The organism is Stieleria magnilauensis (assembly GCA_007753675.1).
GTDB classification, from domain to species: Bacteria; Planctomycetota; Planctomycetia; order Pirellulales; family Pirellulaceae; genus Stieleria; species Stieleria magnilauensis.
In genome coordinates, this window is sequence record CP036432.1 from 9395381 (window position 1) to 9408956 (window position 13576).

The following is a 13576-nucleotide window of genomic DNA, read 5'->3' on the forward strand; positions in this document are numbered from 1 at the left end:
AATCTTCCTACCCCAAAATCTTCCTACCCCAAAATCTTCCTACCCCAAAATCTTCCTACCCCAAAATCTTCCTACCCCAAAATCTTCCTACCCCAAAATCTTCCTACCCCAAAATCTTCCGTCAACAACACCCTCCCTCCCCGCAGCAATCGTCGATCGGTAGCTTCACCGATTTTCCGCCGGCTTTGGTGACCTTCGGCGAGCGGGCGACCTGGCCTCCGGTGCAGTCGTACGGCGCGGCGTTTTCCGGCAGGATTTCCGTTGCCGGTGAAATGCCGAGGAAATCTTGCGAGTAAGGTTCACGCTGCATCTTTTCAAAGGTTTTGCGGCAGACCGCGGCTCGGACGCCGCGGGTGAATTCGTGCCCGTCGTCGTCTTTCACACAGGCGTAGGGCCCCCGATACATCACCGCTTCGTTGTGTTCATAGCAAGGCGTGTCGGGATACTTGTACGCGATCACCGTGACGGACCTGAATTCGACCCCCTCGACGATTTGCCAGGGTTCGCTTTGATAGGCGGGCATTTGGGCGGCTTGAAATCCTGCCCGAGTGAATGCGTCGATGAACTCCTTTTCTTGCAGTGCCCCGCTGATACATCCGCTCCACAGTTGCCCGTCCTGCTGCATGTGCAGCGGGACGGGTTCGTCACTGACGATGTCACTGATTACGGCCCGTCCGCCGGGGCGCAAGACGCGAAAGATCTCCGCGAACAACTTTTCCTTCTCCGCCGCGTCGACCAGATTCAACACACAGTTGCTGACCACGACATCGACCGAGTTGTCGGCGATCATCGGTTCTTGCGATCGCAGGTCTGCGACAAACGCTTCAAACCGCTGCAACGCGGCTTCGCTATCGACGGGGTTGTCTGACAGATACTTATCAACGTGATCCCGATCGATCTGCATGTCTTGAATCTTGCCTTTGCAGAACCGGACGTTGTCGTACCCGATTCGCTGGGCAACGACGCGTTGACTGCTTCTTGCCAGAGCCAGCATGTCGTCGTTCATATCGACGCCGATCACGGCGCCGGATTCGCCGACGACTTGTGCGGCGATGAAACAGATCTTTCCGCCACCGCTACCGAGGTCCAACACCGTCTCGCCTTGACGGACATATTTCGAAGGGTCTCCGCAGCCGTAATCGCGATCGATCACTTCTTGCGGAATGACTTCCAGGTAGCGTCGGTCATAGTCGACCGGACAACACAGTGCGGGTTCACGCGCTTCGGCGGCCGAGGAATAACGTTGACGAACGGCGGATTCGGTGTTCAAAGTCGACATGGTTGGCGAAGGCTGCTCGCTGAGGAAAAGGAGACGGTTACAACAATGCGCCGCTGCAACTGCTGCCGGCGCCGGCGGTACAACCGTAACAGTGGTCTGCGGTTGCGATGCGGCGGTTGGCAAACTGGTGCAGCGAATCGGTGTTCCAGATCGTCGGCGGCTTGGTTGAATGAGAACCAACGGCGGAACTGCTCGCGGGCAGGTCGATCATCTGGTTGAAGTCACAATCATAGATCGCACCATCCCAGGCGATCGACAGCAGCGATCGGCACATCACCGATTCTGCCGCGGCGGAATTAAAGTTCTCCTCCAGCAGATGCATGTACTGCTCAAGACGTTGATTCTTGGCCAGGAACATCGCATAGCGTTTAATCGGAATGTTCGTGATCGTCAGCAGCTGATTGAAACGGATGCCATAGCGCGCCTGAAGTTCACGTTTGTAATCAGCCTGCAAACTCGCTTGGTCGGGCGGTAGAGACGGGCCGGTGGGGTTGAACACCAAGTCCAGCCGCAGCCGGCTGGAATCGTCACCGTAGCCGAGATCGTTCAACCGTCGCAGTGCATCGATACTTTGCCGAAACACGCCATCACCGCGTTGGCCGTCGACGTTTTGTTCCAGATAGCACGGCAGCGAGGCCACGACATCGACGCCATGGTCTGCCAAGAAGGGCGCGGCCCATTCGTAGCCCGGTTGTTGCAGGATGGTCAGATTGCAGCGATCGATGACCCGGATTCCGCGACCGCGGAACTCACGGACCAGGTAACAAAAGCTCGGATTCATTTCCGGCGCGCCACCGGTCAGATCGACGGTACGGAGGGCACGACAATCGCGAGACAGTTCGACGACACGGGCCGCCGTCTTGGCATCCATGTTCTCGCGTTTTTTGGTCGGCCCGGCATCGACATGACAGTGCGTGCAGGTCTGGTTGCACAGTTTCCCCAGGTTGATTTGCAATTGCTCCACCGCGATCCGCCGCATCGGCGAGGCTTCGCGGGCGACCCGGGCGGCGAACGGCTGGACAAGGTTGGTAGGCAAACCGGTGTTGATGACCGGCAAAAGTGACTTCATGGACGCAGCAATCGAAGGAACGTTGGGACACAGAGAAGAAATGCAAAGATAAGACAATGCTCATGCGGCGTGTGCAACCGCCAGCGGGAATTGCCGCCGAATCCGCCCGCCGATCGAGAACTTTCCGGCCACGACCGGCGTAGCAGTCGCGAGACAGGTACACCAGGCACCACGACCGAATCGACGAACATTGTCTTTGCCGCGAAAAATCGGGTTCTTCTTGCTCCTCGGATTGCTGATCGCCAAAGTGGTCGGCGTCGTGATGCGTGGCCCCAGCCCGATGGTGCTTGACGCCCGGTTTTACTGGGAATTGGGCGGCCTGGTCGCCGACGGTGATTGGTTGTTGATGCAGCGCCCGGTCGCCTATCGAACCCCGGCCTACCCGTGGCTGATCGGTTTGTTCCGGGCCGCTTGCAGCGATCCGCTGTTCGCCCTGGTTTGCTTCCAGAGTGTGCTGTGGATCGCCACGATCGGATTGATCGCGGCATTGGCGGCGGAGATTTCGCGAAGCCGGCGTGTCGTGTGGGTCGTTGTGGCCCTGGCGATTCCGATGCTCTGTTCGGCCGTGTACGTCACGACGGTGCTGACCGAAACACTCTTCGTCTTTTCAGTCGTCCTGCACCTGTGGACGGTCGCCCGGTTTACCCGCCAGCCGACGGTGGCGGGCGGAGTCTTCGTCGGACTGACACTGGGGTTGGCGATTTTGACGCGTCCGGTAGCGATGCTGGTGTGGATCGCCGACGTGGTTTACGTGATCACCTGCTGGTACTGGATTGCCAATCCGGCGACGAAGCATCTTTGTCGTCGCCGCGGCTGGATTTGCGTGATGCTGGCCGGCATCGTAACGGTTGCCTGCGTCGGTCCCTGGCTGGCCCGCAATCACGCCCTGTTCGGAAAAGCCATGCTCACCGAATTCGTCGGCCGCAACATTTGGATCGTCACCTTTCAGGACGGCAGCGGCGCCGGATTGGAGCTACCCGATACTGACGGTGCGGCGCAACTGAAGACCCAAATGGGAGACGGCGTTTGGGCAACCCTGTCCGACGAACAGAGCTGGCGACACACCTGGACCGTCTCCAACGCGTTGACCGCATCGGGAATGGACGACCCCTCGGCGGACCGATTGATGAAGCGGGTGGCCACCGATGCGATCGCGGAGGAACCGTTGCAGTTCGCGAGAAAAGCAGTCCGCCGGCTGGTCAACTTTTGGCGAACACGGGCGACGGAGATCCCGGCTCAGTTGGCCGATCTGGCAGCCGACGGTACCGCGACGCGTGAGCAGTTGTCCGAGAAGTTTTATGGGGGACAGCCGGTCTGGGGCATTAAAGTCCCACCCGTCGATACAGCCCTCCGCCATCGCTGGAGCAATTGGTTGGCCGGCAACACGTTATTGATGTTCGCCACGCTCGCTTCGACGATGCTGTTGATCTGGCGACGGCCCACCCGCGCCGCAGGCCTTTGGCTGGGGGCCATCCTCGGCTATTTTGCCACCGTCACCGCGGTGCTGGAAATCCCCGCGTATCGCTACCGCATGATCGTCGAGCCAATTGTCCTGCTGGTCATCGCGTTGGCGATCGTCTCTCTTTCGACAGGTGCCGGTGGTTTGAAGGTTTGGTGGGGAGGTTTGGTCAAAAAATTTAGTGGTCAAAAAATAAGAAAGAAAAGTGCAGGAACTTCATGAATGAATCACGCCCTCATTTTTTGACCAACCCATTTTTTGACCAACTGTTCCCGAACGACGATCCTACCGTAGCGACCCAGCGAAAATGAACAGTTCAAAGGAAAGCGGGCCGAGTGATCCGACCAGACCGATGGAACTGTCGGTCGTCATGCCCTGTCTGAATGAAGCCGATACGGTGGCAACCTGTGTCGAGAAAGCCGTCCGGGCGATGAGTGAAGCGGGCATCGTGGGCGAAGTCGTCGTCGCCGACAATGGCAGCACCGACGGATCACAGGACTTGGCAGTCGAACAAGGGGCACGAATCGTCGACGTGCCGCAGCGAGGATACGGCGCCGCGTTGATGCACGGCATCGAAGCCAGTCGAGGCAAGTACGTGCTGATGGGCGACGCCGACGACAGTTACGACTTTCTGGAAATCCCCAAATTCATCGACTCGCTGCGGCAAGGCCACGATTTGGTCCAAGGCTGCCGACTGCCCCGCGGTGGCGGCCGGGTCCTGCCCGGCGCGATGCCGTTCTTGCATCGCTGGTTCGGCAACCCCGTGCTCAGCTGGCTCGTTCGATTGATGTTTCGCATCCCGATCAACGACATCTATTGTGGGATGCGCGGCTTCACACGAAAACACTATGACCAGCTCGACCTTCGATCGCCGGGAATGGAATTCGCGACGGAGATGATCATCAAGAGCGGGCTGCACCGCGATTCGCATGGCACGTCGTGGAGCCAGGTGCCGATCACGCTTCATCCCGATGGCCGCCAGGCGCACCCGCCGCATTTGCGTACCTTTCGCGACGGCTGGCGAACCCTGCGTTTGTTCTTGGCGTTTAGTCCTACCTGGACGTTCTTCCGTCCCGGCTTGGTTCTGTTGATGATCGGGCTGGTGGGTTATGCATTGGCACTGCCGCAAGTCAAAGTGTTTGGCGCGGCGTTGGATGTCCACACGCTGTTGGTCGCCAGCCTGTTTGTGTTGATGGGATGGCAGTGCGTGTTGCTGGCGACGCTGGCGAGAATCTTTACCGGACGCGAAGGCATGATGCCGCCCCACGAAAAACTGGAACACGTCACCGTCGAACGTGGGCTGGCGTTCGGGATTGCGGCCGGAATCGGCGGCGCCGCGATGATCGGTTTCGTGGTCTGGCGATGGTGGCAACAGGACTTCGGCGCATTGGATTACCCGTTCACCATGCGGTGGGTCGTGCCGGGCGTGACGCTGGTCGCGATCGGTTTCCAGACCGCGATGGCATCGCTGATGAGCGGCGTGTTGATGATGCAGCGTTCACGTCGACTCGATCGGCCGATTGCGGAAACAAATGACGATCGCCAGACAACGCCCTCGTCGCCGCAAGAGACTTTGTCATGAACGATTCGTCGAGCCCGGACATCATTCGTCACGTCGCCGCGGGCCAATTGTGCTGCGATCCTATCTGGGAAGCCGCCTACAAACGATTTGAAACGCCCGAGCAAGAGATCGCCAAGTTCATCAAACGACTGCGGCGATTCGGGTTCGAAACGTTGAAACGCGACTGTCGCATCGTCGAAATCTTTTGCGGCCGCGGCAACGGGCTCGTCGCACTTGAGCGAATGGGGTTCCGAAACCTCGAAGGCGTCGATCTGAGTGACAGCCTGTTGGAAGAGTATCGCGGGCCGGCACAACTGCACTTGGCCGATTGCCTGGACTTGCCGCTGGATGCGAACCACTATGATGTCGTGATCGTCCAGGGCGGACTGCATCACCTGCCGGACATGCCGACGGACTTGGATCGAGCGCTGGCGGGAGTCCACCGGATCCTGAAACCGTCAGGAAAATTTTACGTCATTGAACCGTGGAAGACGCCGTTTCTGGTGTTCGCCCATGCCGTGACCGAATTGTCGTTGATGCGAACGTTGTATGCCAAAGGCGACGCGTTGGCGATCATGACCGAGCGAGAACGCGTGACGTACGAACAATGGCTGGGGATGCCCGACGTGATCCGCGAGACGTTCCAGCGGCACTTCGAGATCGAATCCTGGAAGACGACCTGGGGAAAACTTGCCGCCATCGCTGCACCGAGAGTCCATTGAACCGTCCCACCCTGCACCACTGGATCGATGGTGAACACCGCGCGTCATCGTCCGCCCACACCTTCGAATCGCTCAACCCCGAAGACGACTCGGTGATTGCTACCGCAGCGTGTGGCGACGCCGGTGATGTCGCGTTGGCGGTCGATTCAGCCGCCAAGGCGTTTGAGCGTTTTCAAGACTTGGGACCGTCGCAACGGGAAGCGATCTTGTTGCGTGCGGCAGAACTGCTGCAACAGCGATCGGCGGACTTTCGCGACCTGCTGATCCGCGAAATCGGCTCCCCCGTCGGCAAGGCGTCGATGGAAATCGGAATCGCGACCCGCGTGTTAAAAGCCAACGCCGCGATGGCCCGACGGATGACGGGGCGGACCTATTCGAGTGACGTACCGGGCCGTTGGAGTCTGGGGTTTCGAAAACCGCTCGGCGTCGTCGCCTCCATCACCCCGTTCAACGTCCCGCTGATCAAAGGCATCAAACACAGCAGCATGCCGCTGGCGACGGGCAACACAGTCGTCTGGCTCCCATCGCGGCAGACGCCGATGATTGCCGCCGCGATCACTCAGCTATACCACGATGCGGGGCTGCCCGCCGGGGCGCTGAACATGGTGTTGGGCGACGGCGCGGAGATCGGCGACGACTTGGTGTCCGCCCCCCAGATCGCCGCGGTCTGTTTCACCGGCTCGGCGGCGATCGGACGGCATGTGCAATCGATGTGCGGTCGATACGGAAAACGCGTGACGCTCGAACTCGGTGGCAAGAACCCGCTGATCGTGCTCGACGACGCGAACCTGGACGCGGCGGTCGGTGCGGCCGTGCGGGGCGGGTTCATCTATCAGGGCCAGATCTGCATGGCATCGAGCCGCGTGATCGTCGACGAATCGTTGGCCGAAGCGTTCACGGAGCGTTTTGTCGCCGCGTCCGAATCGCTGGGGATGGGCGAGCTGACGGATCCGCAAACGGTGATCGGCCCGATCATCACGGCGAATGCCCGCCAACGGATACGCGATCACCTGACTGATGCGGTCGACGGCGGAGCAAGCATCTTGTGCGGGAATCGATGGACAAACAATCGAGTGAACCCCACCATCGTTTCCGGTGTCACTGCTTCCATGAAGCTGTTTCGCGAAGAAACCTTCGGGCCGGTCGTCTCGATCGAGACGGCAAACGACCGCCAGCACGCGTTGGAACTCGCCAACGCCTCCCCCGGCATGCTCTCAGCAGCCATCTTCACGTCGGATCTCGATGCGGTGATGACATTCGCAGACTCTCTGAGGACTGCGATGGTTCACGTCAACGACATGACGATCCAGCAAGAACCCGAAGTCCCCTTCGGGGGTGACGGGCCATCCGGCTTCGGCCGCGAAGGCATGGAAACCGGCATCGAAGACTTCACGACCTGGAAATGGGTCACGCTGCGGGGGTAGCATTCCCGGTCCTGGTTTCTCAGAGTTGCGATTCAAGGGCCAGAATTCGCTGACTGCAACGGGATCCTTGGATGCCGTTTTGTTGCATCGTTCGCCCTGCCGCCAGGAAGGTGAATTCAGAAGAGATGAGTTGGTCAAAAAATGGGTTGGTCAAAAAATGAAGACGCAATTCTTCAATGAAGTTCCCATCCAATTTCTTCTTATTTTTTGACCACTAAATTTTTTGACCAAATCTCCCCACCACCGTCACAAACTAAACCTCCTTGAGCGGATTTCGCAAACCCGAACTCAGAACCCGCAACTTACAACAAACAACTTACAACGTTACCTTCAGGATATGGAAATTTCACAAGAACTCGCCGACCGCGTGATGCGGTTGGTCGTCTCGCCGGAATACCGGCCGAGCAAACCCAAACAGATCGCGGCAACACTCAATCTAGACGCGGACGACTATCGGGAACTGCGACGCACGATCAAGCAATTGGTATTGGAAGGTCGTCTGATCTATGCGTCGAATCATTTGATCATCAGCACCGGGGCGATCGGCGGCCCCCTGGACCGGATCCGTGGCGTCTTTCGCATGGCCGCCGGTGGACAATTCGGTTTCGTCCGGCCGGGCGACTCCGGCGACGGAGCGGTCAGCGAAGACCTGTTCATTCCACCGGGACAGACCGGCGGGGCGTTCGAAGGCGACCTGGTCGAAGTCAAAGTCCGACCGAGTCGCCGCGGCGGCAGCGAAGGCAGTGTCAGCCGAATCATCGAGCGATCGCGGCGACAATTCACCGGCACGTTCAACATGGTCGACGGCCGACCGGCGGTTTACCTGGACGGCACACCACACGACGCACCGGTCTTCATCGGCGACATCCAAGGCTTGCCGATCGAAAAAGACGACAAGGTGTTTGTCGAAGTGGTGACGTTCCCCGGCGAAAACGGCAAGGGTGGCGAAGCGGTCCTGTTGGAACGACTCGGCAGTTCCACCAATCCCGGGATCGACACGCTGACCATCATGCGGCAATACGGATTGCCCGATGAGTTCCCCGAAGCGGTGATCGACGAAGCGCGAAAGCGGGCCGATGAATTCGACGAAGACAACCCTCCGGCCGATCGGCTGGACCTGACCGGACAATTGACGCTGACGATCGACCCCTACGACGCGCGTGATTTTGACGATGCGATTTCGCTGGTCCGTGAAGACGAAGGGCGCTGGCGTTTGTGGGTGCACATCGCCGACGTCGGCTACTTCATCCACCCCGGCGGAAAACTCGACCAGGAAGCGCGTCAGCGGGCGACCAGCGTTTACCTGCCCGATCGCGTGATTCCCATGGTGCCGGAAATCATCAGCAATCACCTGGCCAGTCTGCAGCCGGAGAAAGTCCGGTTGGCAAAATCGGTCGAGATCGAAATGACCGATGACGGCACCGTGATCCATAGCGAAGTTCACAACAGTGTGATCCGCAGTGACATGCGGTTGCACTACCGTCTGGTCGACCAATTCCTGGAAGCCCCGGACAAGTATCGCGAGAAGTGGGGCGATGCGATTTGTGACATGCTCCGCGACATGCACTCACTGGCCATGATGATCCGCAAGCGGCGTTTTAAACGTGGCGCGATCTCGATGGACATGCCCGAAGTCAAATTGGAACTGGACCGCAGCGGCAAAGTCAAAGGCGCGTACCGGACAGAGAACACCGAAAGCCACCAGTTGATCGAAGAGTTCATGTTGGCGGCCAACCAAGCCGTCGCGACCTGGCTGGACGACGCGGGGCTGAAGTTCTTGCATCGCATCCACCCGCCGCCGGAACGGCGCAAACTGCGTCAACTGTCCCACTTCGTTCGTGACTTGCGACTGGGAATTGATTCGGTCGAGAGCCGGTTCGAAATTCAAAACGTACTCGACCGCGTCGCCGGCACACCGCTGGAAGACGCCGTGAATTTCGCGGTGCTCAAGAGCATGAACAAAGCGGTCTACGGCCCCCAGACCGACGGCCACTTTGCGCTCGACATGCAGCACTACTGTCACTTCACCAGTCCGATTCGGCGTTACCCGGACTTGACCGTCCATCGCCTGATCGACCGACTCCACGCCGGCGAGAAGACTCCCGATGAATCCGTCGGTGCGTTGTTGCAACTGGGGCACCATTGCAGCGACATGGAACGCAACGCGGCGCAAGCCGAGCGTGAACTGACCGAGCTGAAACTGCTGCATTACTTAAAGAAACACTTGGGCGACACGATGACCGCCGTCATCAGCCGCGTCTTTGCCGACGGCTTTTTGGCACGCTGCATCAAACTTCCCGTCGACGGTTACGTCAGCGTCGACCAGCTTCCGTCGGATCAATATCGATTTGAACGTCGCGGCCAGATGCTGGTCGGTTTCAAAGCACATCATCGCTATCGACTGGGCGATCAGTTGACGGTCAAAATCAGCCGCGTCGACCTGATCCAACGCGAACTGTTTTTGGAACCGGTCAAAAACCACTCGGTCGGCAAGAGCAACCCCAATGACCGCGGCGCGAAAGCCGGCAAGTCCGGCGGCGGCAAGTTGACGCACAAGGAAAAACGCAAAAAGGACCGTCGCCAAAAGGGCAAACGGAAACGGCGTTAGCGCTCGGTCAACGTGACCATCGATTCGACACCTCTTTCTTCCGCTTGCATCGACGGCTCGGGGAGGGCGCAAGCCCAGTACCGCTAATTCGACATTGGCCACCTCACAAACCGTGATGGTGGGCGACACGATGGAGACCGATATTCTCGGCGGCGTCCAAATGGGCTACCGAACGGTATTGACGTTGTCCGGAGGCACGAAACGAAAAGATTTAGACCAATTCGCGTTTGGGCCGGACGTGATTGTCGAATCGATTGCCGACTTGTGCGATGTCGGTGAGTTCGTCCAAACCAGCTTGCCGGTTGCCAACCGTGACGACGACACGGTCACCAACTTCGCCGCCTGGGCCGCCGCCAACGCGTGACGAACGCCGGACAGAATGCCCTTTCAACGGGAAACCGGATCGGAGCGATCCTTTGCAGTTTTCCTGTCGGCATCATTCCCTGACGCGAGACAACGCGGGGGCCAGACGACGCGTGTTTCAGTTTTACCGACCCTGGAACCGCGTCCCTTATTCGGTACACTTTTGCTTTGGCGGTCACCGCCGAAACCTTCGCGGCGTGTTGTTTCACCCGCGTCCCTGCCGATCATTGACATCTTTGCCCGCTTTCTGAGCGACCACGCCATCACCCATTTTCCGAGTGACGCATGAGTCAGGCCGATTCTTCACCACAAACGTACGCGCAAACGCCGCTGGGCGACTGGCATCGATCGGCCGGGGCCAAGATGGTCCCGTTTGCCGGCTATGAAATGCCGATTCAATACGAATCGATCGTCAGCGAACACCACGCCTGCCGCAACGCCGCGGCCCTGTTTGACGTCTCGCACATGGGACGGCTGCGGTTTGACGGCGACGGCAGCGAAGCGTTGCTGGACCGATTGCTGACGCGGCGCGTGACGGATCTGCCGATCGGCGGCGTTCGTTACGGCATGGTCTGCAATCCAGACGGCGGGATTTTGGACGATGTCCTGGTCTCCCATTTGAAAACGCCCAGCGAATCACGCTACCACCTGCTGGTCGTCAACGCGTCTAACCGGGAAAAGATCGTGGAGTGGATCAAACCCCTCCTCGACGATTTCCCCCGGGTCACGTTCTCCGATCGCACCGAGCTGACGGCGATGATCGCGGTCCAGGGTCCCCTGGCGATGGAGACCTGCAAGCGGCTGTTTTCGTTCGACCCGAGTCGATTGAAATATTATCAGGCGCGGATCACCGACCAATTCTCCAAACCCGTCATCGTCAGCCGAACCGGCTACACCGGTGAAGACGGATTCGAATTGGTCGTGCGGGCCGAAGAGGCGACTCGGGTTTGGGAAAACGTGTTGCTGGCCGGTCGCGACGCGGGGTTTGTCCCCGCCGGCCTGGGTGCCCGCGACACGCTTCGCATGGAAGCCGCGATGCCGCTGTATGGTCATGAGCTGGATGAAACGGTTGATCCGATCACCGCCGGTTTGAATTTCGCCTGCAATCTCGACGACCGAGACTTCATCGGTCGCGATGCGATCGCGGCGGTCAAATCCGCCGGCCCGCGGCGGGTCCGCATCGGCCTGCTGCCCGGCGGCCGCCGACCGGCCCGCGAGGGATGCGACGTGCTTTCGACCGACGGCCAGGTCATCGGCAAGATCACCAGCGGCGGTCCCTCACCGACGCTCGGTTATCCGATCGCGATGGCGATGGTCGACGCCGAACACGCGACGGCGTCGGAGTTTGAGATCGACATTCGAGGCAAACGTTCGCCGGCCACCCGCGTCAAATTGCCGTTCTACCGGCGTGCCAAGAAGTAGGGGCATCTGTCATACTAGTATTCCGTCTCGCCTTAAGATTCGGGTCAACGGTCGTGGACGACGCGAGGAGTCCTCGCAGCTGGCAATCCGAAAGGACTCGTCGCCTCGTCCACTACCCGAAAACCACTCCAAAACCACCTCCAAGGGAACCAGCCAAAGTGTCACGCGACAAGAGCAAACTTCTGTATGCCGAGACCCATGAGTGGGTCGACGTTGCCGAAGAAGGCGGTCAAAAGATCGCGACGATCGGAATCTCAGGCTTCGCCATCGAGCAACTCAACGATCTGGTCTACATGGAACTTCCCGAAGTCGGGAAGACGATCGATGCCGGTGAAGAATTCGGTGAAGTGGAATCCGTCAAAGCGGTCAGCCCACTGTACAGCCCCGTCGGCGGCGAAGTGATCGAAGTGCATGCCGAGCTGCCGGACAATCTGGATCAACTCAATGACGATCCCTATGACTTCGGCTGGATCGTCAAACTGAAAATTGCGGATGAATCCGCACTGGAAAACCTGATGGATTTCGCGGCCTACGAAAAGCAGTGCGCCGAATCCGGTTGATCCCATGACTGATCCACGCCCCGGGCGATTGCTGTTTCATCGCGAGGGCGAATCGGCCTGGAACATGGCGGTGGACCAAGCGATCGCCGAATCCGTCAGCGCGAACGCCCCATCGGGGTCCGCGCCGACGTACACGCTGCGGTTCTACACCTGGGCTGCTCCGACCCTCTCGCTCGGGTACTTTCAATCCAGCGCCGATGCGTCGCCGCGTTTCGACATCGCCGAGCGGGTCCGGCGCAGCACCGGAGGCGGTGCGATCTTGCATCATCACGAATTGACGTACAGCTTGACCGTGCCCAGCTCGGCGGGTGAACACGGGGCACGAACGGATTTGTACCGTCGCGTCCACGCCGCAATCATCAACGCGCTGCACCGCCACGGGATCGACGCGCGACCTTATTACCTGAACAAAACCCCCGCCGCCAAAACGCTTGCGGCCAGCGACGATCCCTTCCTCTGCTTTCAACGCCGCACCGACGAAGACCTGATTGTCAGCGGGTACAAAGTACTCGGCAGCGCCCAACGGCGTTTCAAACGCTCGATCTTGCAACACGGAAGTCTGCTGCTGCGTGCCAGTGAGTACGCCAGCGAATTGCCCGGACTTGTCGACCTGACCCCCATCAGCCTCGACCCCGAAACGCTTTGGAAGCGAATCAGCGAAGAATTTGCAGCGCTGTCGGGGATCGCGTTCGAATCGGACGTGTTAACCGCGACTGAATGGACCCGGGCCGATGAGATCGTGGCGAGCCGCTTCGGCCGATCCGAGTGGTGGACCCGTCGTTAAGATCAAGTGAGTTGTCGCGACAATCGCACACAGGCGTTGAGAATACGATATCCTGACCGCCGGAAAGAGAGACAACAGGGTGCATCAGAGAGTGAGCCGAGCAAGATGATCCAGTGCGCATTTACGCCAACCCCCTTTCGCGGGCGGGTATCGACAAAGCTGCGGTTGAACGCAAAACGGCCATTACGGCATTTTCCCCACCTCTGCAACTGTCTACAATACCACCACCCTTGTCGGCCCAGCCACGCGCTTTCTCGTGGCCCCATCGCTTATCAGCTGCTGACAAGTCAAGTTGCGCAAACCGTGATTCAGCGGAAGTCAAGAT

Annotated in this window: 10 protein-coding genes and 1 pseudogene; 9 read left to right on the forward strand and 2 right to left on the reverse strand. The window is 59.3% G+C overall.

Annotated features, from left to right (window positions below; translation table 11 throughout):
- Positions 1 to 121: 121 nt before the first annotated feature.
- Both TBK1r_RS33790 and arsS read right to left on the reverse strand, forming a co-directional pair.
- Positions 122 to 1279, reverse strand: coding sequence for a methyltransferase domain-containing protein (locus TBK1r_RS33790; protein WP_145220082.1), 1158 nt, complete (start codon positions 1277 to 1279; stop codon positions 122 to 124).
- Between the two features lie 37 nt (positions 1280 to 1316).
- Positions 1317 to 2348, reverse strand: a complete 1032-nt coding sequence (gene arsS, locus TBK1r_RS33795; protein ID WP_145220084.1) for an arsenosugar biosynthesis radical SAM (seleno)protein ArsS — start codon at positions 2346 to 2348, stop codon at positions 1317 to 1319.
- A 196-nt stretch (positions 2349 to 2544) separates the two neighbouring features.
- Here arsS and TBK1r_RS33800 point away from each other — a divergent pair, with 196 nt between their 5' ends.
- The 9 genes and pseudogenes from TBK1r_RS33800 to TBK1r_RS33840 all read left to right on the forward strand — a co-directional run bounded on the left by TBK1r_RS33800 (position 2545) and on the right by TBK1r_RS33840 (position 13251).
- Entirely contained in the window at positions 2545 to 4029 is a 1485-nt protein-coding gene (locus TBK1r_RS33800; protein WP_145220085.1) for an ArnT family glycosyltransferase, read from the forward strand.
- An 85-nt stretch (positions 4030 to 4114) separates the two neighbouring features.
- Complete coding sequence (locus TBK1r_RS33805; protein WP_145220087.1) at positions 4115 to 5389, forward strand: glycosyltransferase family 2 protein; 1275 nt, start codon at positions 4115 to 4117, stop codon at positions 5387 to 5389.
- The gene (locus tag TBK1r_RS33810; RefSeq protein WP_145220089.1) at positions 5386 to 6090 is read left to right on the forward strand and encodes a class I SAM-dependent methyltransferase; all 705 of its coding nucleotides are present in this window, start codon (positions 5386 to 5388) and stop codon (positions 6088 to 6090) included. Before TBK1r_RS33805 ends, TBK1r_RS33810 begins: the two co-directional genes overlap by 4 nt.
- Positions 6087 to 7514 (forward strand): aldehyde dehydrogenase family protein, encoded by a 1428-nt coding sequence (locus tag TBK1r_RS33815; RefSeq protein ID WP_419580662.1) that lies wholly within the window; start codon positions 6087 to 6089, stop codon positions 7512 to 7514. The genes TBK1r_RS33810 and TBK1r_RS33815 overlap by 4 nt, the downstream gene beginning before the upstream one ends.
- A gap of 337 nt (positions 7515 to 7851) precedes the next feature.
- Positions 7852 to 10122 carry a ribonuclease R gene (gene rnr, locus TBK1r_RS33820; RefSeq protein ID WP_145220093.1) on the forward strand — a complete coding sequence of 757 codons (2271 nt, stop codon included), beginning with the start codon at positions 7852 to 7854 and terminating at the stop codon, positions 10120 to 10122.
- A gap of 94 nt (positions 10123 to 10216) precedes the next feature.
- Positions 10217 to 10486 (forward strand): annotated as a pseudogene (locus TBK1r_RS33825) (HAD hydrolase-like protein); the annotation flags it as partial.
- A 284-nt stretch (positions 10487 to 10770) separates the two neighbouring features.
- Positions 10771 to 11907, forward strand: a complete 1137-nt coding sequence (gcvT, locus tag TBK1r_RS33830) for a glycine cleavage system aminomethyltransferase GcvT (protein ID WP_145220095.1) — start codon at positions 10771 to 10773, stop codon at positions 11905 to 11907.
- Between the two features lie 158 nt (positions 11908 to 12065).
- Complete coding sequence (gcvH, locus tag TBK1r_RS33835; RefSeq protein ID WP_145220097.1) at positions 12066 to 12467, forward strand: glycine cleavage system protein GcvH; 402 nt, start codon at positions 12066 to 12068, stop codon at positions 12465 to 12467.
- Positions 12468 to 12471: 4 nt separating this feature from the next.
- Positions 12472 to 13251: a lipoate--protein ligase family protein gene (locus TBK1r_RS33840; RefSeq protein ID WP_145220099.1), complete on the forward strand. Its 780-nt coding sequence runs from the start codon at positions 12472 to 12474 to the stop codon at positions 13249 to 13251.
- Positions 13252 to 13576 lie beyond the last annotated feature (325 nt).